This is a genomic window from Citrobacter sp. TBCP-5362 (genome assembly GCF_005406305.1).
Taxonomy (GTDB): Bacteria; Pseudomonadota; Gammaproteobacteria; order Enterobacterales; family Enterobacteriaceae; genus Citrobacter_B; species Citrobacter_B koseri.
Genome location: NZ_CP040234.1, coordinates 1984729 through 2006547 on the forward strand (window position 1 = coordinate 1984729; position 21819 = coordinate 2006547).

Below are 21819 nucleotides of genomic sequence, written 5' to 3' on the forward strand. Positions count from 1 at the left end.
AATTCCTTGCTGACATCTAAAACCAAATGTATATCATGCCGATTGAGCATGTCGTTGTCACTCGCAGCGGCGAATTCCGGCTATAAGGATAGATGACGTGAAATTGAGATGGTTTGCTTTTTTGGTTGTATTGCTGGCGGGCTGTAGTTCAAAGCAGGATTACAAGAATCCGCCCTGGAACGCCGAAGTCCCGGTTAAACGGGCAATGCAGTGGATGCCGATAAGTGAAAAAGCCGGGGAAGCCTGGGGCGTCAGCCCGCGTCTGATTACCGCGATCATCGCGATTGAATCGGGCGGTAATCCGACGGTGGTCAGTAAATCCGGGGCGGTTGGGTTAATGCAACTGAAGGCCTCGACATCCGGGCGCGATGTTTATCGTCATATGGGCTGGAGCGGAGAACCGTCGACCAGCGAACTGAAAAACCCGGAGCGGAATATCTCGATGGGGACGGCGTACCTGAGTATTCTGGAACACGGGTCGCTGGCCGGTATTAACGATCCGCAGGTGATGCAGTACGCGCTGGTGGTCTCTTATGCCAATGGCGCGGGCGCGCTGCTGCGCACGTTCTCTTCCGATCGCAAAAAAGCGATTGAGAAAATCAACGATCTGAGCGCGGATGAGTTTTTCGAGCACGTTGCCAAAAATCATCCTGCGCCACAGGCGCCGCGTTATATCTGGAAACTCCAGCAAGCGCTGGATGCGATGTAACCCGCACGGGGGTTATTCACGCACCTTATTGGATTTTTCCCGCGCTTCCCGTTCAAGAGAGAAAATAATCCGCTGTAATTCCCGCTCCACCGCCGGGCTGACGTTGAGAAAACGAAAGCTCAGGCGGGGAGTGGTAATCGTCTCATTTTTACCGTCAATCACTCTGCGTTCGCTGATGGAAATAAGCTGGGCGTCAAAGTGGAAAACGCCCCATTGCCCCATGTTCAGCTCAATTTGCGAAAAGCGCATGCCTTCGGTTAATCCGGCGGGTTTTGTCGCTTCCAGCAATGCGCCCATGCCGCCCAGCGAGAGATCGAACAAGCGAAAACGTAGCGTGTTGTCGTCCGGCATTTTCGCCTGGCAGTAGTAGGGGGGATGCAAAGGCGCGGAAATACGGAAATACTCCCGGCGCTGAACGAACCACAGCTCGGGCGGCAGCGCGGTAATAAATGCCGGAAGCTGCTGGTATTCGCCACGGGTGAGCTGATCCAGCGTGAACTCCACTTTCGCGCCCTGCGTTTCTGCGGTAATGGTTATCTGTCTGGCGCGCTGAACGGCGATGTTTTCATAGTCCTGGCTGCCGAAATCCATCACCAGTTTTTCCGCGTTAACGTCCAGAATCTTACTGATGAACTGCCCCCCGGCCCAGGAGATGCGTAGCGGCACCTGGCTCTTGTTTAAATCTTTGAGTACGCCTAATACCGCCAACGGGTTTTGCTTCAGGAACTGCTCACTGTAGTGACTCACGCGTAATGACTCCTGGATGCCTGACAGATTATCGTTTGGTTATCGGCATGGCATGACGGAACTTAAGACAAATGGGTGAAATTTTTATCAACGCCAGCGCATAACGTCGCAGGATGAAAAGCATGGCCGGTTGATTTGCCTATACTTAAGGGACTGGCGCAAGAACGTCTTGCGCATGCTTTCACTGGAAAGAGGGCCTGAATATGGGAATTATTGCCTGGATTATTTTTGGTCTGATTGCAGGTGTTATCGCTAAGCTGATTATGCCGGGTCGCGATGGCGGTGGTTTTATACTGACCTGTATTCTCGGTATCGTTGGTGCGGTTGTCGGCGGCTGGCTGGCAACCATGTTTGGTATCGGCGGCAGCATCAGCGGGTTCAATCTTCACAGTTTCCTGGTGGCCGTCGTCGGGGCGATTGTTGTGCTCGGCGTTTTTCGCCTTCTGCGGCGCAATTAAATGAACAGAGCGGATGTGGGGATGAGTGCGTAAATCGGCGACATGCTACCCAGGTGTGTTTTCCGTTCACTTGATGCCCATTATCGCTCTGGCGCATTATCAGTCGTGAACGTGTCAGGGGAGGCGTCTTCCCGGCACGTTTACGGGGATTCAACAGACGTCAGAACAATCTGTATTCCTGAGCAACGCCTGGCCGGATTAACGGCGAAAGCTGGCTTGATTTGTGAATAAAAATGAGAATAATTGTCATTCCATTTCACATATAATAATTTGCTCATGAAAACAACTCATCGTTTCACATTACGCGCGCTCTCTGGATGTATCACCTTAGCCCTGACGGTCCCGTCTTATGCTGAAGAGGCAAAAGAGTCGACCATTGTGGTCACTGCCGCCGGGCAGGAGAGCCTTCTTCCGGCCTGGACCAACAGCGCCACCAAATCCGCCGTGCCGGAAAGCAAAACGCCGCAGGTGATCAACACCATCGACAGGCAGGAGATTGAGCAACGCCACGCCAACTCGGTGAATGAAATTCTGCGCTACGCGCCGGGCGTGTCAACGGAAGTTCGCGGTAATACCTCCTATATGAGCGAATATAAGATTCGCGGTTTTACGGTGGATCAGGAGTATTACAACGGCCTGCAACTGCCGTACAACGTGACCGGGAATACCAAAGCGCGTATTGATCCGCTGCTGATTGAAAGCGTGGATATTCTGAAAGGCCCGGCCTCGGTGCTGTACGGCAATGGATCGCCGGGTGGACTGGTAAACATCCAGAGTAAAAAACCGCAGGCGGAACAGAAAACGGAAGTGGGCTTCAACACCGGCACCCGTAATCTGAAAGAGGGTTATCTGGATTCAACCGGGCAAATCAGCGACAGCGACTGGAACTACCGTTTACTCGGCAAAGCGACGGAAGGGGATGATCAACCGCATACCTCCCGCTATGAAAACTATCTGGTTGCCCCGTCCGTTACCTGGCAACCGGACAACAAAACGCGTCTGACGATTGATGCGCTGGCGCAGAATACACCGTCGCTGTCGCCTTCCAACCCGCTGCCCATTTCTTATCTGCGTTCAGAGTATGCGGGGCGTCGTGATTTTGCCGGAGATGAGTGGAGCGGCTTTAAGCAGCGTCAATGGATGCTGGGTTACAGCTTTGAACACCAGTTTGACAGCGGCTGGGGCTTCAATCAGAAAGCGCGCTACTTTGATGTGGATACCCACCAGCGCAGCGTCTACTCCACCGGAAATACGGGGAATCCGGTCTGGGAGTTGAACCGGTTTGCCTACACGACCGATGAAGATCTGAAAAGTTTTAACATCGACAACCAGGTTACGAAAACGGTAGTGTCAGGCGACTGGCAGCACCATCTGCTGGCAGGCTTCGATTACCAGAAGCTCGACAGCCATTACTTCTACCGCTATGCCAGCAGCACGCCGGGGATCGACATGCGCCACCCGAACTATCGTCAGATTCATACCGACGATTTAGGGCTGAGTACTGCGCAGAATAACCGTCTCTCTTATCAGCAGAATGGTTATTATCTTCAGGATCAGATTGCGTTTGGCGGCCTGAACCTGCTGGCGAGCGTGCGTTACGATGACTATCGTTCCGCCACGACCGACTATCTGCAAAACGGCGATAAAACCTGGATTTCACAGGATCGCGTCACCAAGCGTTTCGGTGCGTTATACGCGTTTGAAAATGGGATCTCTCCATTTATCAGTTATTCCGAAGGCTTTAAGCCGATCTCGCCGCAAGGGACTCTGACCTCGAAAGAGGTGAAGCCGACCACCAGCAAGCAGGTTGAGGGCGGGGTGAAATACCTGCTGGCGGAATACGCGACCACCTTTACCGCATCGGTGTTTAATATCCGCCAGAAAAATGTGCTTTCCGCCACGCCGACCTGGGATTACCGTCAGACCGGCGAGATTGAGTCAAAAGGGGCCGAACTGTCGATTGTCAGCCGTCCGGCGGATAACGTCACGCTGATCGCCAACTATGCCTATACCCATGCGATCAACACGGAAGATGAGACGTATGAAGGCAAACGTCCGACTCAGGTGCCGGAAAACGCGTTTAACCTGTGGGGCGATTACACCTTTGATAATACGCCGCTGCGCGGGCTGAACGTTGGCGCGGGCGTCCGTTATACCGGGCCGATGGAGATCTCGCCAGCTAACGATAAAGGCAAACTCGGCGGCACGACGCAGTATGATATGGCCGTCTCTTACCGTCTGGGAGAGGCGATCCCATCGTTGAGCGGGGTGACGCTGAAGGCCAGCGCGCAGAATATTACCAACAAAGAGACGTTTAGCTGTTACGACGACAACAACTGCTGGATTGGTCGCGACCGCACCGTTCAGGTTGGCGCCAGCTACAGCTTCTGATAGCAACCCGGCCTGCAATTGCGCAGGCCGGGTTCGTTTTCATTCGGTGGAACAATCAGAACTTATATTCCACCCCGGCCCAGAAATTACGGCCTTCCTCGATAAACCCTTCGCTGTAGGCATACTTCGTATCGAACAGGTTGTTCACAGACGCATTGACGCTAAAACCGTAGCCCACCGCATAATCCGCGCGGATATGGGTAATGGCAAATCCGCCCGCTTTCTGTGAACCGTCTGAATTGCTGTAGCTGGAGGAACGCGCCTCTTCTGACAGCGTAACACTCAGCGGTTCCCACGGTTTGAGCGTCATCCATGCGGTGAGCGTCTGCGTTGGCAAATCGGTGATTTCACCGATTTCATCACGCTTGACGTCCGCGTGGATCAGCCCGTAGCTCAGCCCGACATCCAGCATTTCAGACACATTGCCTTTGATTCCGGCATCCAGACCGGTGTAATCCACCCGGCCGCTATTGCGGTTCTGGATCGTATCGGCATCAATGTTGTGCGACAGGATTGCGTCGGTCACGCGGTTATAGTACACGCTGACCTCGAATCCCCAGTCGCGGGTCAGCGAACCGTTCCAGGTCAGATCCACGCTGCGGGCGCGTTCGGGTTTTAACTGCGGGTTGACGATAGCCACCTGGTTATACGCCGGTTTCGACGTGGTATACCGTTCTTTGAGCGTCGGGAAACGCGTCCGGTCAGAGTAAGAGAGCGCCAGCGTGTCCTCGTTTGCGAAGTGGTATTTGGTCATGACCTGCCAGTTAAACGCCGACTGGTTGTTGTCGTCGTAGTGGGTTACGCTGCCGTCTTTTTCGTGTTTCATCCCTTCCAGACTGTCACGCCAGTCATAGCTAATACCGGCCACGACATCCACATTATCGGCGGCGGCCCACTGGTATTCGCTGGCTAACGACCAGGTGCGATCTTCATAGCGATCGTATGCCGCATGCGGCGCGCCTTTTTCACGGTGGACGTCATCTTTCCAGTTAACGGCGAACGAGAGCAGATCGTTTTCACGCATTTCGGCAGCGAGTTGTAACCCTGCGCCATCGCTGTAATCGGAATAGTGGCTATAGCTGCCTTTCTTGTTTTTCAGGTCGGCAAGGGAGTTGTACATCATCAGCGTGTTTTCAAAGGTGTCGCGATAAAGCCGGCTTTTCAGCGTGAAGCGATCGCCCAGATGCGTGGTGCCCTGATAGTAATAACTCTCTTTATCGTATTGCGGCCACTGCCAGTAGCGCGACTTCTGGCTGCTGGTGCCTGCGTATGGCGGGTTGTCTTTTTCACCGTCCTGGTTGATATAGGTCAGGGTGTACTCGTCATTTTCGCGCGGCGTGAAGCCCAACTTAACAATGCCCCGTTTATCATCTGCCGACGAGTTGATCATCTTCCCGTTGCTGCCTGCAATGGCGTTGTCCACCCCGTGCGGCAGACCCAGGAAATCCTGCTTCAACTGGCTACCGCTGACTTGCAGATAACCCAGCTCATTACTGGCGCCAAACGAGGCGTGCATATCGTGGGCGTTATCTTTGCTCCGGCTCCATCCCTGGCGATAACCGATGCTCCCTTCGAGAGGTTTTGTCGGTTTTTTGGTGGTGATGTTGATCGCGCCGCCCATCTGGTTAGGGCCTTGCAACAGCGATGAGTAGCCTTTGGACACCTCAACGGAGGCAATGTCCGAGGTGAGGAAGCGCCCTAAGTCGAGGTTGCCGTCGTAAGGGATGTAAACCGGCACGCCGTCGAAAAAGATCGGAACCTGGCGGCTGTCAAAACCGCGAACTTTGACCTGCTGTTCGTTGCGGTTGCCTGATTTTTGCAACGCCACGCCGGGGATGACGCTTAATGCCTGCGCCACATTCTGCTTATCCAGATCCTGCATGGTTTGTTGACCAAGCACCGTGGTGGTCGCCGCAGAGGCGGGGCTCGACCAGACGGTCATGGTGTCGCTTTCTTGCCCAGCAAACGCATTATGCGCAAAAGCTACCGATAATGCCGTGTAAAGACAACTCTGAGTGAATTTCATTGTTTTTATTCCATTTATCAATGTTATATGTCACTTTCGTCCGGGTTCAGGATGACGTTGATATCCATCGGTGGTGCGTAGTACGGTGCGGATGTAATAAAGAGCCTGATACCACAGTCGAGATAACTCGCCAGAGTGGCGAGGTTGATGCCGCCAGTCAGCGCCAGCGTGCAATGGGGGGCCAGTGAAGGCGCCGTCCGGGCCACCTCCGCCGCCTGATGTGGGGTAAATTTGTCGAGTTGCAAAACGTCGGGGCCTGCGCGGAGCGCTTCAAGGGCTTCCTCTGGGGTGTCTGCTTCGACGACGATCTTTTTTTCCGGGGCATGACGGCGCAACTGCGAAATGGCCCCGGCCCAGTCGTTACCGGGGGCGAGAAAGCGGCGGTGATTTGCAAACAGCAGCACGGTTTCCGCGCACCCGGCGCGGTGAATGATTCCGCCTGCGGCGAGCACCGCCTGTGCGGCTAACAGCCGGGTGCCGGGAATGGCTTTACGCGTGCAGGCTATTTGCCCGTCGGGGTAACGGCTATGCAGGATGTGAAGCATGCTGTCGAGATAGTGTGAAACGCCGCAGCTCCACTCCAGTACGTTTTGTACGGCCTTCCAGCCCTGGTGCAGCGCCGCCGCATTCCCGCTGACGCTGATCAATCGTTGACCGGCAGCGGCGCGCTCGCCGTCGTTCATCTGCTCCAGGACGGTCAGCCCCAGCGACTGCAACATTTGTCTGGCCACGGCAATGCCGCTCACGCAGCCGCCCTGGCGATGGCGGAAGGTCATGCGGCCTGGCAGATTGCCGATGCCCAGAGCGCGCGTGGTCAGGTCGCCTCCCTGAATATCCTCCAGCAGCAATGCGTCCGTCTGTGCGTGTGAGAAGTAGATCATTTCAGCGCCTTTTGTGGAATGCTGTCCCACCAGATCAGCGCCCAGTCCCGACTGGCCGGGGCAAGGGCGCTGGCATCCTGCTGTTGATACCAGCGGTACAGACGCTCACGCTCTTCATCACTGATGTCGCCCATGCTCCAGCGAACGTTCTCAGCAAAGCGTTCCCAGGTGCTGTTGTCCTGCTGGCAGTTCTGCCCACGGATAAAATCGACATGGGCGCAGATCCCCATCTGGTACAGGACATTGAGGGCATAAATATAGTTAGGCAGCTCGATAACCTCGCGACCCAACGCGCGCTGGATAGTGGGGGAAACAAAAGAGGAGCTGACCAGGTGCGTGGTATAGACGCGCAGCCGCGCCTGGTTGTTGAGTTTTGTCATCGCCTGGCGCATATCCGCAACGAGCGTTGAGCGGGAGGCAACGGCGATATCGCAGCGCGGAAGATCGCTCCAGTCATCTTCCCAGGCGCGTTGCACCCAGTGAACATGGGTTGCCCGTTGCTCTGTCGCGCGACGGGCGGCAACGCGCAGCATTCCGGGGCTGTAATCCACGCCGCAGATATGCGGTATTTTGCCCGCTAACGCCAGCGAGACGGTGCCCGGGCCACAGCCCATATCAAACAGCGAGTTCGCGCCCTGCAAATCCATTTTCTCCATCAGCTGTTGCAGGTAGGTGTCCGTCGGCGACGCGCAGTTTTCTGCCATTTTCTCTGCCCGTTTATCCCAATGGTCGGGCGTTTTTTCCGTTCGTTTCGCCTGCAATAGCTGCTGGCGGTAGAGGTCTGCAAAATCAATGTCATCAATGAGCATGGCTGTCCCTTATTGCTGATCGCCAAAAAGATGGCGGTGGATTTGTGTGGGCGAGACCCGATAAAGCGCGGCCAGATTGTCGGCAGCGAGCTGGCGCTCTGGCGCGCCTTGCGATACCTGGCCGTCGGACTCCACGCGTACGACGCTGTCGGCTATCGCCCTGGCATGGAGCGGATGATGGGTTGACATCAGTAGCGCCATCCCCGTTTTTTTCAGTGTCACCAGCGTGTCGAGCAGGCGGATCTGGTGACCAAAGTCGAGGCTGGAGGCGGGTTCATCCAGCAGTAGCAGGCGAGGGCGTTGCGCCAGGGCGCGGGCGATCAGCACCAGTTGACGCTCTCCGCCGCTCAGGGTGTTCCAGCGTCGGTGCGCCAGATGGACGATTTCAAGCGCGGCGAGCTGCTGGTGGGCAATCTCTCGCTCCCTGGCGCCGGGAACGGCGAATGCTGCCATTTTCGGCGTCAGCCCCATCATCACCATATCCAGAGCGGTGAAGGCGAACGCGCCGTCGTGCGCCTGTGGCACCCAGGCAATGGCGCTGGCGCGCTCCCGGTCTGAAAAACGCTGCACCGCCACGCCATCAAGCAGGATGTCGCCGCTGATCAAGGGGAGAACGCCAAGAATGGTGCGCATCAGCGTGGTCTTGCCGCTGCCGTTTGCGCCGAGTAAACAACAAATTTCTCCCGCCGGTACGGTAAAAGAGACGTCGCGCAAAACCGGGCGTCGGGCGTATCCCAGGTTGGCGTGGCGAACCGTCAGTCGTGTCATTGGCGTCCTCCGCGCAGCAGAAGCAGCAAAAAGAAAGGGGCGCCGATAAATGCGGTGAGGATACCGAGTGGAATCTCCGTACTGCTGATTGCGCGCGCGAGCGTGTCGGTCAGCAGCAGTAAAATGGCGCCAGCGCCCATTGAGACAGGAAGCAACTGCTGGTGGTTATTGCCGGTGAGCAACCTGCCGATATGCGGCACGACTAAGCCTATCCAGCCGATAATCCCGGCAATCGCCACCGTGCTGGCGGTGATGAGCGTCGCGCAGACAATCAGCGCGAGCCGAAGGCGGGTAACGTTGATGCCCAGGGAACGGGCTTCATCATCTGAAAGCGTCAGTAAATTCATACGCCAGCGCAGTAGCAGCAAAGGGATGGCGCCGAACAGAATCAGCGGCGCCGAGAAACAAAGATCATGCAGCGTGATGGTAGAGAGTCCGCCGAGTAACCAGAAGGTGATGGAAGGCAACTGGGTATAGGGATCGGCCAGCGTTTTTATCAGGGAAATTCCCGCGCCGCACAGCGTGCCGAGCGCGATACCTACCAGCACAAGGGTTAATACGGGGTCGTGACGTGTCACCCGACGGGTAATCAGCCAGACGCCAGCAACCACCAGCAGACCGCCGCCGAACGCGTAGAGCTGGATAAACAAAATCGGCAGGCCCAGCAAAATCGCCGTACATGCGCCTAAACCCGCTCCGGCGGCAACGCCGAGAATATCCGGGGAGACAAGCGGATTGCGAAACATCCCCTGATACGTCGTGCCCGCGCCCGCCAGCGCAGCGCCCAGCAGCAGCGCGGCGAGAATGCGGGGGAGGCGGATCTGCCAGAACACGATTTGATCCTGTGTCGGCACCGTGTCATGGCTGAAGATCATCGCCAGCACCTGCCGGGCATCGAGGTGATAAGCGCCCGATACGCTGGCAAAGGCAATACAGAGAAGGGCAATCCCCAGCATCAGGACAGAAAGGGTGGTCGTTCTCATCAGATGATCGCCCACTGTTGATACTGTTCGTCAGTCAGCGACGTATGCCAGAACAGGCGCGCATAACGCACCATATCGTCTTTAAAATGTTGATTAACGTTCGGGTCCAGCCAGGCATGCAACCGGCGCAGCCCGAGTAAACGGTTAATGCCCGGCGGCGCATCCAGCCAGCCAAACGGCAGACCGCTCAGGAAAAGAATGCGCTTGTCCGCAACCGCCTTAACGCCTTGCCAGACGGGGTCGTGACGCAGGTAGTGCGCCGTGGCGGCATCCTGTACCAGAATGATGTCGGGCTGCCAGGTGAGTAAGTTTTCCATAGAGACCTGGGCCAGTCCGCTTCGTCCGGGGATTCGCGCTACGTTGTGTAATCCCAGCAACTCTGCCGCTTCCGTATGCAGCGATCCCTGTAATCCTGTCTCCAGACCTCGGGCGCCCCGCGCCGCATAAAAACGAATACCGGCAGCAGGCGTGTGGGAAAACGCGAGCGCTTGCGCAATGAAGCGCTGAGCCAGCGCCGACTGAGCGGCAGTACGCGCCTCCATTCCCAGCGCTTGTCCTGCGGCTTGCAGTTGTTCCGGCGTTTGCCGCAGTTCACCGTTAATCAGCAGCCACGGAATCCGGGTCTGAGCGCTGACCTGGCGCGCCTGCGAAAGCCAGGTTTCATCGGCGTTGCCGCAATCCACTACCAGATCGGGATGCAGGGCCAGCAGTCCTTCCAGAGACAACGTGCTGGCGCGCCCCGCCAGCCTGCCCAGTTTGGGCAACGCCCGAATGGACTCGGGGAAGGGAATCGCCGCCTGGCGCGAGAAATCAAAAGAGGAGAAACCCACCAGCTTTTCCGGCGCGACGGCCAGCAGTAACACATCGGCGGGCGCACCGGCGCTCACCACGCGGCGAATAATATTGCCTTCCGGCGGGCGGCCAATAGCAAACGTCAGCGGTGTCTGCGCAATGCCAGGGAGGTGGCGAAACAGCAGCGCAGAGGCCATTGCCTGAGCGAATCTCCGTCTTGTGAGCGGCATTGTTTTCATCCTGAAATGGTTAAAAAATCGCTATATGTTTACATATATAACGTTAAAAAACTTGTTCAGTATCAAATTCTCACCGATGAAAAGGGGGTCTAACCCTTAAGAGCTATGAGGGGCAGAGATGAACGCGCGGCATTGCCAGGAAGAAAAATCCGCGACGGCGCGCGGATTTTTGTCAGCATGATGGTCGGGTCACATTACGGCGTGGTTTCAACCTGTTTTTGCGGCGCAGGCTGGGAAGCGCCTGGCGCTGCGGGGCGAGTGGCCGGTACGCTGTCGCACGGTTTCTCTTTTGGACAGATCAGGTCGAGCATTTTTAACGTCACGCCGTTGGTCCAGCCGAAACCATCCTGAAGAGGGTATTCTCCACCGCCGCCGCCGGTTCCCGTACTGCTGACGTCATATTTCTCAACCAGCTTTTGTTCGCGGTCGTAGGTATGCTGAACGTTGGTGAGGAAGCGCCAGGTGACATCCATCGCGACGTTGTCCTGCCCGTAATTCTGCAACCCTTCGGTCGCCACCCACTGTAACGGCGCCCAGCCATTGGGGGCGTCCCATTGCTGCCCGCTTTTCACCGAGGTGGTGGACAGTCCGCCAGGCTGCAACAGGTGCGCCTGGGTCGCGGCAGCCACTTTGCTGGCGCGATCTTTCGCCGCCGCGTTGACATACAGCGGGAACAGCGTGGCCGCCGTCAGTTGGTTACGCACCTTTTTGCTCTTCAGATCGTAGTCGGCATACCAGCCTTCCTGATTGTTCCACAGGTGCGTTTCAATGCCTTTCTGACGGGCGCTGGCGAGCGCTTCATACTGGTTCGCGTTGGCGTCATCGCCTGCCGCTTTGCTGGCGCGCGCCAGCATTTTCTCCAGTTTATACAGCAGGGCGTTGAGATCGACAGGGACGATGCTGGTGGTGCGAATGGTGCTCAGCTGATTCGGGTCGTCCATCCAGCGCGAGCTGAAATCCCAGCCCGATGCGGCGGCAGATCGCAGGTCGCGATAAATCTCGGTTGCCGGGCGGTTCGGGTTGCTCTTCGCGGTGGTGATATCTTCCATCCACGACTCCGGTCGCGGCGTGTCCCGGTCATCCCAGTAGCGGTTCAGGACGGTGCCGTCATCCAGTTTCACCACGCGCTTATTCTGCTCGCCGGGCTGGAGATTCTCCACGCCCTCCATCCAGTAGGCATACTCTTTTTGCAGCTGCGGCAGGTATTTTTTCAGGGCGTCGTCGCCCTCATGCTGCGCCAGCAATTCCACCATAAATGCGAAGAAAGGCGGCTGCGAGCGGCTCAGATAGTAGGTACGGTTGCCGTTGGGGATATGCCCCCAGGAGTCCAGTTCATAGCCGAAATTCGCCACCATATCGGCGACCTTATCCCAGTGATCGCTTTCGGCAAGTCCCAGCATGGTGAAATAGCTATCCCAATAATAGACTTCCCGGAAACGTCCGCCAGGCACCACGTACGGTTCCGGCAGCGGCAATAACGAATCCCATTTTCCGGCGCTCTCCGTTGTGCGGGTCAACACGGGCCACAGACCGTCAATATGTTCACGCAGCGACTGTCCTTCCGGCGGAACGTATTTTTCCCCATCTTTGGGCAGCGTAAAGTTCACATCAACAAAGTGACGCAAATCGAAGCCTGACTGGTTTCGTTGCATCCGGTAATCCGCGAGGATCATCAGCGGATCGCTGTTAGGCACGGCATCGGCGAACGTTTTCTGGTCGGGGAACAGTTTGGCGCTCTGCACGTCATTAAACAGCGGCCCCAGCAGAATATCCGGGGGCTGCGGAGGACTGGCCGGCTGCTCCTCAGCATGCGCCGAGAGCGACGCGAATGTCAGCAGGGTGCCTGCAACGGTCAGTTTTATGGCGAAAGAGAGCGTACCGGAATGGCGAAGCGCAGGTGTTATCATCAATATTCTCCTTAACGGCGTGCCGCAGTCAGCGGCATGAACCATGACAAAACCTTAGTCCAGGATTGCCATGTGCGCGTGATCGAACCGCTATTTTGGGAACTGGTAAACATTTCCCGTTATCGCCGGTTGAAGCGTGGGAATGCGACAGCGCGCCCTCAGAAGAGGACGCGCGATGGGAGAGCGATCAGTCAGAAAAGAGAATGCGCTGTGCCGCGAGATCCAGCGTAATCGACTCGCCGGTGCTCAGGGCATATACCGCTTCCCCTTGCTGACAAAGCCAGCCGATCCCCATTTCACGGGCGATGATTGCCGAATGTGATTCATTGCTGCCTGCGCTCAGGCAGATCCCTTTAACCGTCTGTGGGTCGAACTGCAACACGGTGGACGGGAAGATATTTTCCGCCGCCACGATAGTCGGGCGCGTGAATACCGGCAAGCGCGCGTTTATTCCGCTCAGGTGCCTCAGCGTCCGATGGAGAATATCGTCGATATCGATATAGCGGGCCTGCAAATAGGCGTCGTCGAGCTGTCGGTACTGATCGCGGAGATCGTCCAGCACGCTGCGCCACGCCGTTTCCGCCCGACACGGTTTATCACGCATCACTTCACATGCCATCTCGTACAGCTCGGGGTCATCCAGCAGCGTGTGATGCCCGGAAAAAATCGCCGCCAGGTCGGCGGAGTATTTCTCTTCCGCCAGCGTGGTCAGCGCGTTGAGATCGTCCAGCGTCTGACGAATCGCCGTTTGCAGGCGCTGCTGCTCTTCCGGCAAATTGACGGTCGTCGGATTCGCGACGTCCGGTGCAGCGGGGGAATAGCAGAACACCACGCCGGAGACCTGCGCGGGGAGCTGACGCGCCGTGCTGCTGGCTGGCGTCTCCTCCACGGACTCGCCAAAGTTTTCCGCCGCCAGCTGTTTGAACGCCGCCAGCGCCTCGTCGGCCTGTTCTCCTTTGGCGATCAGGCGCAGAGTATCGTTGCAGCGCACCTGTAATAACGCTATCTGATTCAGGCTGTCCGGCGTCACGCATTTGCCATTTTTCTCCAGCAGCATGTCGGCCCGAAACCCCGACAACGTGGAGACCAGCCGCGATGCCGGACGAACATGCAGCCCGTTTGGATTTTTCACCACAACAGAAATGGAGTGGGCGTCGTTATCCTGAAATGCTGGTTTTGTGGCGACGCCCCCGGCTTGCGCGGGTGACGGTAAACCCAGTTGTTCACGCTTGGCATCCAGCGCGCTCATGGCGTCATTGATGACTTTATCAATACCGGCGCCCATTGCCGCGCTGACCGTCGCCGCCAGCGTGCCTTCTACCAGCGGCGCCGCGCATAAGCGGACTTTCGCCGCAATCGCCGGGTCGAGCAAATCCAGGGCGGTTTCGGCGCTCAATAATGCGCTGCCCATATCCATCATGACCAGGATATGGTCCGCATCAGCCACGGATTCTATGGCTTCCATCACCTTGAGCGGATCGGTGCCAATCGGATTTTGTGGGTCGTCGATACCGGCTGCAATCGCGAGTTTACAACCATCGCCGATTAACATCTGCCGGGCTAACTGCCCGACGCCTTCACCCAACAGGGCGCTGTGCGAAACAATGACCAGGTTTACCATCGCGTTATCCTTACTCTTTTGCCGCTGCCGCCAGCATTTGCATCATGAACATCACGGAGGTTGCGCCCGGGTCCTGATGGCCGATGCTGCGCTCGCCAAGATAGCTGGCGCGCCCTTTGCGGGCCTGCATGGTGATGGTGCTCTGCGCCGCCGCTTCGGCCTGGGCGCTGGCGGCATCCAGCGCCGCCTGCACCGACAGGTGCTGTTCGCATGACTGGCGCAGCGACTCCACAACCGGCCCCCAGACGTCACACATGGTTTTATCGCCAGGCTCCGCTTTACCTCGGCTGGTCACGCCTTCCGCGCCTTCCCGCATCATCTGGTACAGCTCGTCGAGCGTCAGGCTCTGGTGCGCCTGTGTCACCTGGGCGGCGCGAATGAAGAACGTGCCGAACAGCGGGCCGCTGGCGCCGCCGACGCTGGAGAGCAGCACCATCCCTGTGTTCTTCAGAATGAAGCCGATGTCTTTATCCGCAATCGCGGGTAATTTTTCGACGACTTTACTGAAGCCGCGATGCATATTCAGCCCGTGGTCGGCGTCGCCAATCTCTCTGTCCAGACCCGTCAGATAATCACTCTCTTTGGTGAAAATCTCACCGCAGCGATAGAGCCAGTTAACAATGTGTGTTCTGTTGAGTGACATACATAATCTCCTTATTTGCCCCAGTTGAGCGCAGGCGTGTGAACCGGCGCATCCCAGAGCGCGAGCGTTTCATCGTCCACTTTTAGCAGGGTGATGGAAAAGCCGGTCATATCCAGAGAGGTGCAGTAAGAGCCGATCAGGTTGCGTTCAATGGTAATGCCGGTTTCCTGACAGCGGCTTTCAAGCCGGTTATAGACGCCGAACAGTTCAGACAGCGGCGTGGCGCCGAGGTTGTTGACCAGCGCAATGACGCGATCGCCACGCTGCAACGGCTGTTTGCTCTGCTTATCTTCCTGCCAGCTTCCCTGATGATGATCCCAGTGACGCAGCGTGCGGCTGTATGCGCCGTTTTCCAGCAGCGTGTCAAACATTTCATCGACAGTTTGATCGAGAGAAGAGAAGGGGCGACGGTCAATGCCGGGTTCGCCGTGAATTCCCACGCCAAACTCCATTTCGTTATCCTGCAATGTGAAGGACGGTTTGCCCGCCGCAGGCACGGTACAGGCATTGAGCGCGATGCCGATTGAATGCCCCTGATTATTCAGCTTACGGCCAAGCTCCGCGCAGGCTTCCAGCGTGTCACCGCGTTCTGCGGCCGCGCCCACCAGTTTTTCAATTAATACCGTATTGGCGACGCCGCGACGACCGGCGGTATAAAGGCTGTCTTTGACCGCTACATCATCATCTACCACAACGGTGGTGACTTTTACGCCGCTGTCGTGCAGCAGCTCCGTGGCGGTTTCAAAATTCAGGATGTCGCCGGTGTAATTCTTAATGATCAGTAAGACGCCTTCGCCGCCGTCAATGTGCATGGCGCACTCAAACATTTTGTCTGGCGTCGGTGAGGTGAAAATTTCGCCCGGGCAGGCGCCGGAGAGCATGCCTGGCCCAATATAGCCGCAGTGCATGGGTTCATGCCCGCTGCCGCCGCCGGAAAGCAGCGCCACTTTTCCTGCCACTGGCGCATCTGACCGGGTAACGTAAACCGGGTCCTGATGCAGCGTCAGCGTCGGGTACGCTTTTGCCAGACCAGCGAGTTGTTCGTTCAGTACCTCTTCTACACGGTTAATCAGCTTTTTCATTATTTTGCTCCGCATCTTCTGCTGTAGGGGTATCGGTTGTGTACCATGACACGGCTACCACTCACTGCCGATAACCTTATTGTGCAACAGTGAGCGGAAAAGAAAATTCGGCCATAACATGTTTCATCAACGGAACATTTATGCTTAATCATGTTTCATTATGGAACGCAAAGGCGAGGTAATCGTCAGAATTGCGATCCCGACCAACGAATGCCGCCGCTTTAAGCGTAAAAAACGGGGGGTTAGAAACGAGAAGGGAGGTGATTAATTGCGATTAATTTGCCCTGTTCCAGTTCGATATAGCCGCCTTTTTTCAGCGCTGACAGCATTTTCATCACGCTGCTGCGCGAAAGGCGGGTACGTTCAAGAATATACTGGTAGGCCGCCATCTGAGAGCGGATGCTTTCCGGCTCCTGGCTTAGCGCCTGCAACTGGTAGCACAGCAGATCGTAAGCGGTCGGCGCTGTCGCCATTTCATTCTGGATAAACAATTTATTGGTGACGATGATCATATGCTTTGCCATGATCTCCCACAGGTGCTTGCGCTCAATGGTTTCCATCACATCATCGAGGGGAATTGTCGCCGCTTCGCACTCTTCGAGCGCGCGAATCAGCAGTTTATCCGACAGGGCGCTGGTGAACCCCAGGGATACCGGGGCAGAAGCTATCCCCAGCAACAGACTATTTTCGATGTTCTCAATGCTTACGACGCCCGTGCGGAAAAACAGGCACTGGTGCTCGCCCCCCTGGACGAAGACAAAGCGACTTCCGCGAGGATACCGTTTGAAATCCTGTTCTGACGTGAGTGCGTTGAGCAGCGCAATTGCATAGGGCGAAGGCTGCTTCAGTTGATTAAAGGAAGAATCCAGGGGCATGGTAGGTGTTATCCGGTCACTGTCATTGTCATTCTATTTTAGTGGCTCTGCGTTAATGCGTGTTGAGCATAGCTAGTATTTCAGGGGAATATTCTGCTGAATTTGCTTCAGAACACCACGATCGGTCACGATGTAGCCGCCTTTTTTTAAATCGGCCAGTATCTTCATCACGCTGCTGCGCGACAGAAATGTTCTTGACTGAATATAATTTGCGGCAGTTATATTTTGCCTGAATTCATTAGACTCGCGCATTAATTCATACAACTGAGCGCGAATAATATCATAGGATGTCGGCGCTGAAATGCGCGTACAGTGGTCGTACACCCGACCGGCGGTGTAGATAAGCACCTTCGCCAGACTTTCCCAAAGATTCTCATTTGCTATAACGTCGTTAACTTTCTCCAGTGGAATAAAGGCGATCTCAGAGCACTCCTCACTGCGCATCAGCAAATATTCAGCATCAACCAGTTGATTGCTGAGGCCAAAAATAAAGGGGGCGACTTCTGAGTTAAGCATGAAGCCGTCCCGTGCTCTGAAAACCCCAATGGTTCCCTTCAGCAATAAATAACATTGATGTGGTCTATTATTTTCGTTGTTAATAATTTGTCTGCATTTTGTTTCTCGTGTGTTTGCGTGTGGCTTCAGGTGCGCAATCAGTTTTTCTACATGTTCAATTGGCTTCAGAGGCAGAGCCTTATACATACTTGATTCAATAGCTATTTTGGTTTCAGGCATGATCTGTCCTCCCATATAATAGTCTCTGTAATAGCGTAACGTCTTGCTTGAGCTAATAATTATGGTGACAGACTAAAAATAAGTGAATCCAGAACAAGGTGTAAAATTACACCAAAAAATCACTTGAGCAAATATGTGCATTTATATGAAAATTTAAATTAAGGAGAACTTAATTGACATCGCGCCTTGATTCAGGATTCAAACCGCTAACGTGATGCGGCCCGGAATGATGAAGGGGAAATCGCATGTTATTTATCTCCTTGTCTTTACGATGATAGCCAAAAATAAGCGTTTCCCGGCAGCCCATTTCCAGAGCAGAAAATGTATGGACATTATGTCGTAACGCGATAAATAAACAGGTGTTAAGGATAGCGATGATGAAAAAAAATATGATAGCAATGGCGCTTTCCGCTGCGGCCATTTTGTCAATATCACATGCGATAGCGTATGACGGCACGGTCAAATTTGTGGGACAGGTTCTTGATACCGCCTGTACCGTAGATATTGGCGCCAATAATACGATGACCGTTGATATGGGAAGTGTCTATAAAACAGCGTTTACCAACGCAGGGGATGAAGCGTCAACGACTAAATTTACCTTGCGTCTGATTAACTGCCCCTCTTCCGTCACGTCTGCGCGGGTGAAATTTGATGGCGTTAATCATTCGGGTAATACCGATCTGTTAGCGCTGTCCGCCGATCCTGGTTCGGCAAGCGGGGTGGCCATTCGACTGATGACGGCAGACAGAGCGCCTTTAGGCCTTAATCAGATCAATGGCTATTCCTATTCACTGTTAGATATGGTTGACAACCAACTGGATTTCTACGCCGCCTATGTCGCCACCAGCGTGCCTGTTGTGCCGGGCGTCGTGAACGCCGTAGCGAACTTCACCGTTAACTATAACTGACGAGTATATGTTGTTTGGGGGGCCGATAACCGGCCCTCTCAGAGGTTTACCATGAGAGTATTACGTGTTTGCGCCACCGCGTTGGCGCTGTTTGTTACCGGCGTTTCCAGTGTGAATGCTGGCGTTTCCATTGGCGGAACACGGGTTATTTACGATGGCGGTAAAAAAGAAGCGTCATTAAGCGTCAGTAATCCCGATAATATTCCGTATTTAATTCAGTCGTGGATCGAAACGCAAAATGACGGTAAGGCCAAAGCCCCTTTTATTATTACACCGCCGCTTTACCGGCTTGATAACGGGCAGCAAAACGTAATGCGTATTATTCGGGCGGGAAATCTGCCTGAGGATAAAGAGTCCCTGTTTTGGCTGAATATTAAATCGATACCGTCGGCCCAACGTAAGGATAATACGTTACAGATTGCGGTTAAAACACGAATAAAACTGATTTATCGGCCTGCTTTGCTGAGCAAGTCAACGCCTGAAGCGCAACTCGGAAAGTTAAGCTGGAGCCGGAGCGGGGCGTTTATTCAGGTAAATAACCCCACGCCTTATTACGTTAATTTCAATGAAATTACCGTATCCGGTAAGAAAGTTGACAATGTAACGTTTGTGGCGCCGGGGAGTACCGCCCGTTTTGCACTGCCTTCGGGCGGAAATGGCGGAAGCGTGAAATTCAGGATTATTAATGATTACGGTGGAATCAGCGAGGAGTACAGCGGTTCTGTTTAAGTAGCGACGGGTCGGAATTACGTTAATGATGATAGCCAAATATATAATTAATCCGTATCCGGCCAGGCTTGTATTGCTTATCTCCCTGGGAATATTCAGCGTGCTGAATGAGGTTCTGGGTCGGGATTACTTTAATCCGGCGCTACTGGAGCATATATCATCCGGTAGCGAGAATATCGAACTTTCTGGTTTTGAAATGGGGGGGCAGGCGCAGGGCACTTACCATGTCGATATTATCCTCAACGGGCAGTTTCTGGACACGCAGGATATCGCATTCAATAAAACACCAACGCCTTCAGGTGAGGATGCGCTTGAGCCCTGCCTGTCGGGGGAAATGTTGCAACGCTATGGCGTTAACATCGCGCAATATCCGGGTGTGCAGGGCAAAGGGGATTGCGCCGATTTGTCCGCTATTCCACAGGCTTCAAGTGAGTTCCAGTTTTCGACGCAAAAGCTGTTGTTAAGTATTCCGCAGGCGGCGTTATCTGCCAGAGCGCGGGGGGATGTCGCGCCGGAACTCTGGGATGAGGGCATTACCGCCGCGATGCTTAACTACAGTCTGAGCGGTGATAACAGTAATAGTCAGTACGCTAATTTGCGCCCCGGAATAAATATCGGCCCGTGGCGTTTGCGCAATTACACCACCTGGCGGCGCAGCGGTCAGGGCGATGAGGACTGGGATTCGATTTATACCTATGTCCAGCGCAATATCGTCCCGCTGAAAGCGCAACTGGTGCTGGGAGACAGCGCCTCTCCTGCGGATGTTTTTGACAGTATACCGTTTCGTGGCGGCCAGCTTGCGTCGGATGACGACATGCTGCCCGATTCGCTGAAGGGGTATGCGCCCGTGGTGCGCGGTATTGCCCGCACCAATGCGCAGATCGTCATCCGGCAAAATGGCTACCAAATCTACCAAAGTTACGTGGCCCCTGGCGCGTTTGACATTACCGACATGTTCCCCACGGGAGGCGCCGGCGATCTGGAGGTCACGGTTAAAGAGGCGGATGGCAGTGAGCAGCACTTCACCGTCCCGTTCGCATCATTACCGGTGTTACAGCGTGAAGGCCGGTTCAAATATGCGTTAACCGGCGGGCGCTATCGCTCCAGCGACAGTCGTGTGGAACAAACCGATTTCGGCCAGGGAACCGCGATTTATGGTTTGCCGGGCGGTTTCACGCTTTATGGCGGCGTCCAGACTTCCCGTAACTATCGGGCGATAGCATCTGGCGTCGGTAAAAATCTGGGAACGATTGGCGCGCTTTCTGCCGACGTAATCCAGTCATGGGCGCAACCCGCTGATGGCAGCAAGACTCAGGGGCAATCCTGGCGTGTGCGCTATAGCAAAAATAGCGTCGCGACAGGAACAAACTTTTCGATTGCGGGTTACCGATATTCAACGCGCGGTTACTACGGTATGCAGGACACTTTCGATACGTATGGCGGTAGTTCCGGGCAGATAACGAAACGACGTAACCGTATGGAAGCCAACGTCAACCAGTCCCTGGGCGCAGGCGGCGGATCGTTGGCGTTAAGCGCGGTACAGGAGGACTACTGGCATACCGGAAAACCGATGCAGTCGTGGAGCGTGGGGTATCACAATGCCTGGAACGGCGTGAGCTATAGCGTCGCCTGGACGCTGAGTAAAAACGGCAGCGGCGATCGTTATGATAAAGACCAACAGCTGGCGCTGAATGTCAGCATTCCGTTGGATCGCTTTATGAGCAATACCTGGGCCAGTTATGGCATGAATGCCAGCAGCGGGAAGGGCGCGACTCATAGCACAGGGCTGAGTGGAACGGCGCTGGCTGGTAACGCGCTGAACTGGAATATTCAGCAAGGTTACGGCACGGATGACGTAGGGTATACCGGTAGTCTGAGCGCGGATTATAAGGGTACTTACGCCGATGTTAGCGGGGGGTATCGTTACGATCGCCACTCGCAGCGCGTGAATTACGCTCTCGCGGGGGGCGTGCTGGCATATGCCGATGGCGTAACGTTCTCTCAGCCTTTGGGGGAAACCAACGTGCTGATTGGCGCGCCTGGCGCATCGGGGGTCGGGATTAAAAACCAGAGCGGCGTACGAACTGATTTTCGTGGCTACACCGTTTCCGCCAATGTTTCACCGTATCGCAAAAATGATATCGGCCTGGATACGGCATCCGTTGCGGACGATGTTGAACTGGCGCTTACCAACAAAACCGTTGTGCCAACCCGTGGCGCGGTCGTGAGGGCGGACTATGTCGCTAATGTTGGGCAGCGCGTGCTGTTGACGTTGACCAGACACCACGGTTCGATGGTGCCATTTGGGGCGATGGTGACGTTAAAAGGCGCGCAAGAACAACAATTTATTGTTGGTGACGAGGGGCAGGTCTATTTAAGCGGCATGCCGCCGGAAGGGACGCTGAATGTGGTCTGGGGACGTGACGGCGAGCAGCGCTGCACGGCAAATTATTCATTAACCGCAGCCGAGACCTACAGCGGCGTTAGCGTGACCGGCTCTCTTTGCCGCTAAGTGG

At 55.3% G+C, this 21819-nt stretch carries 19 protein-coding genes; 6 read left to right on the plus strand and 13 right to left on the minus strand.

Going from position 1 to position 21819, the window contains the following annotated elements:
* Positions 1–97: 97 nt before the first annotated feature.
* Entirely contained in the window at positions 98–709 is a 612-nt protein-coding gene (emtA, locus tag FD428_RS09595) for a membrane-bound lytic murein transglycosylase EmtA (protein WP_012132090.1), read from the plus strand.
* Between the two features lie 12 nt (positions 710–721).
* Here the strand turns inward: emtA and ycgR are convergent, their stop codons facing one another.
* On the minus strand, positions 722–1456 hold the full coding sequence (ycgR, locus tag FD428_RS09600; protein WP_047463290.1) for a flagellar brake protein YcgR: 735 nt from the start codon (positions 1454–1456) through the stop codon (positions 722–724).
* Positions 1457–1659: 203 nt separating this feature from the next.
* Here ycgR and FD428_RS09605 point away from each other — a divergent pair, with 203 nt between their 5' ends.
* Together FD428_RS09605 and FD428_RS09610 are read left to right on the plus strand one after the other, a co-directional pair.
* Positions 1660–1914 (plus strand): GlsB/YeaQ/YmgE family stress response membrane protein, encoded by a 255-nt coding sequence (locus FD428_RS09605; RefSeq protein ID WP_012132092.1) that lies wholly within the window; start codon positions 1660–1662, stop codon positions 1912–1914.
* Between the two features lie 276 nt (positions 1915–2190).
* Entirely contained in the window at positions 2191–4305 is a 2115-nt protein-coding gene (locus FD428_RS09610) for a TonB-dependent siderophore receptor (protein WP_012132094.1), read from the plus strand.
* Positions 4306–4360: 55 nt separating this feature from the next.
* On the opposite strand, the gene FD428_RS09615 is transcribed toward FD428_RS09610, so the two are convergent.
* The 12 genes from FD428_RS09615 to FD428_RS09670 form a co-directional block, all read right to left on the minus strand.
* A complete protein-coding gene (locus tag FD428_RS09615) occupies positions 4361–6331 on the minus strand; it encodes a TonB-dependent siderophore receptor (protein ID WP_012132095.1) in 1971 nt (656 codons plus the stop codon).
* Positions 6332–6354: 23 nt separating this feature from the next.
* A complete protein-coding gene (modD, locus tag FD428_RS09620; protein ID WP_049009572.1) occupies positions 6355–7212 on the minus strand; it encodes a ModD protein in 858 nt (285 codons plus the stop codon).
* Positions 7209–8021 (minus strand): class I SAM-dependent methyltransferase, encoded by an 813-nt coding sequence (locus FD428_RS09625; protein WP_114847807.1) that lies wholly within the window; start codon positions 8019–8021, stop codon positions 7209–7211. Before FD428_RS09625 ends, modD begins: the two co-directional genes overlap by 4 nt.
* Before the next feature lie 9 nt (positions 8022–8030).
* Positions 8031–8789, minus strand: a complete 759-nt coding sequence (locus FD428_RS09630; protein ID WP_071258548.1) for an ABC transporter ATP-binding protein — start codon at positions 8787–8789, stop codon at positions 8031–8033.
* A complete protein-coding gene (locus tag FD428_RS09635) occupies positions 8786–9745 on the minus strand; it encodes a FecCD family ABC transporter permease (protein ID WP_370906253.1) in 960 nt (319 codons plus the stop codon). Before FD428_RS09635 ends, FD428_RS09630 begins: the two co-directional genes overlap by 4 nt.
* Before the next feature lie 26 nt (positions 9746–9771).
* Complete coding sequence (locus FD428_RS09640; RefSeq protein WP_101744130.1) at positions 9772–10794, minus strand: ABC transporter substrate-binding protein; 1023 nt, start codon at positions 10792–10794, stop codon at positions 9772–9774.
* A gap of 203 nt (positions 10795–10997) precedes the next feature.
* A complete protein-coding gene (locus FD428_RS09645) occupies positions 10998–12710 on the minus strand; it encodes an alpha,alpha-trehalase (RefSeq protein ID WP_114847808.1) in 1713 nt (570 codons plus the stop codon).
* 187 nt (positions 12711–12897) lie between these two features.
* The gene (gene dhaM, locus FD428_RS09650) at positions 12898–14331 is read right to left on the minus strand and encodes a dihydroxyacetone kinase phosphoryl donor subunit DhaM (protein WP_114847809.1); all 1434 of its coding nucleotides are present in this window, start codon (positions 14329–14331) and stop codon (positions 12898–12900) included.
* 10 nt (positions 14332–14341) lie between these two features.
* Positions 14342–14974 carry a dihydroxyacetone kinase subunit DhaL gene (gene dhaL / locus FD428_RS09655; RefSeq protein WP_012132103.1) on the minus strand — a complete coding sequence of 211 codons (633 nt, stop codon included), beginning with the start codon at positions 14972–14974 and terminating at the stop codon, positions 14342–14344.
* A gap of 11 nt (positions 14975–14985) precedes the next feature.
* A complete protein-coding gene (gene dhaK, locus FD428_RS09660) occupies positions 14986–16056 on the minus strand; it encodes a dihydroxyacetone kinase subunit DhaK (RefSeq protein ID WP_047463312.1) in 1071 nt (356 codons plus the stop codon).
* A 242-nt stretch (positions 16057–16298) separates the two neighbouring features.
* Complete coding sequence (locus tag FD428_RS09665) at positions 16299–16931, minus strand: winged helix-turn-helix transcriptional regulator (protein WP_012132105.1); 633 nt, start codon at positions 16929–16931, stop codon at positions 16299–16301.
* A gap of 72 nt (positions 16932–17003) precedes the next feature.
* Positions 17004–17666 carry a winged helix-turn-helix transcriptional regulator gene (locus FD428_RS09670; protein WP_024130277.1) on the minus strand — a complete coding sequence of 221 codons (663 nt, stop codon included), beginning with the start codon at positions 17664–17666 and terminating at the stop codon, positions 17004–17006.
* 377 nt (positions 17667–18043) lie between these two features.
* Here FD428_RS09670 and FD428_RS09675 point away from each other — a divergent pair, with 377 nt between their 5' ends.
* From FD428_RS09675 to FD428_RS09685, 3 genes are read left to right on the plus strand one after another with little or no spacing between them, the layout of a single operon-like run.
* The gene (locus FD428_RS09675) at positions 18044–18574 is read left to right on the plus strand and encodes a fimbrial protein (RefSeq protein WP_024130278.1); all 531 of its coding nucleotides are present in this window, start codon (positions 18044–18046) and stop codon (positions 18572–18574) included.
* Between the two features lie 51 nt (positions 18575–18625).
* Positions 18626–19303, plus strand: coding sequence for a molecular chaperone (locus FD428_RS09680; protein WP_047463318.1), 678 nt, complete (start codon positions 18626–18628; stop codon positions 19301–19303).
* A gap of 25 nt (positions 19304–19328) precedes the next feature.
* Positions 19329–21815, plus strand: coding sequence for a fimbria/pilus outer membrane usher protein (locus FD428_RS09685; RefSeq protein WP_114847810.1), 2487 nt, complete (start codon positions 19329–19331; stop codon positions 21813–21815).
* Positions 21816–21819 lie beyond the last annotated feature (4 nt).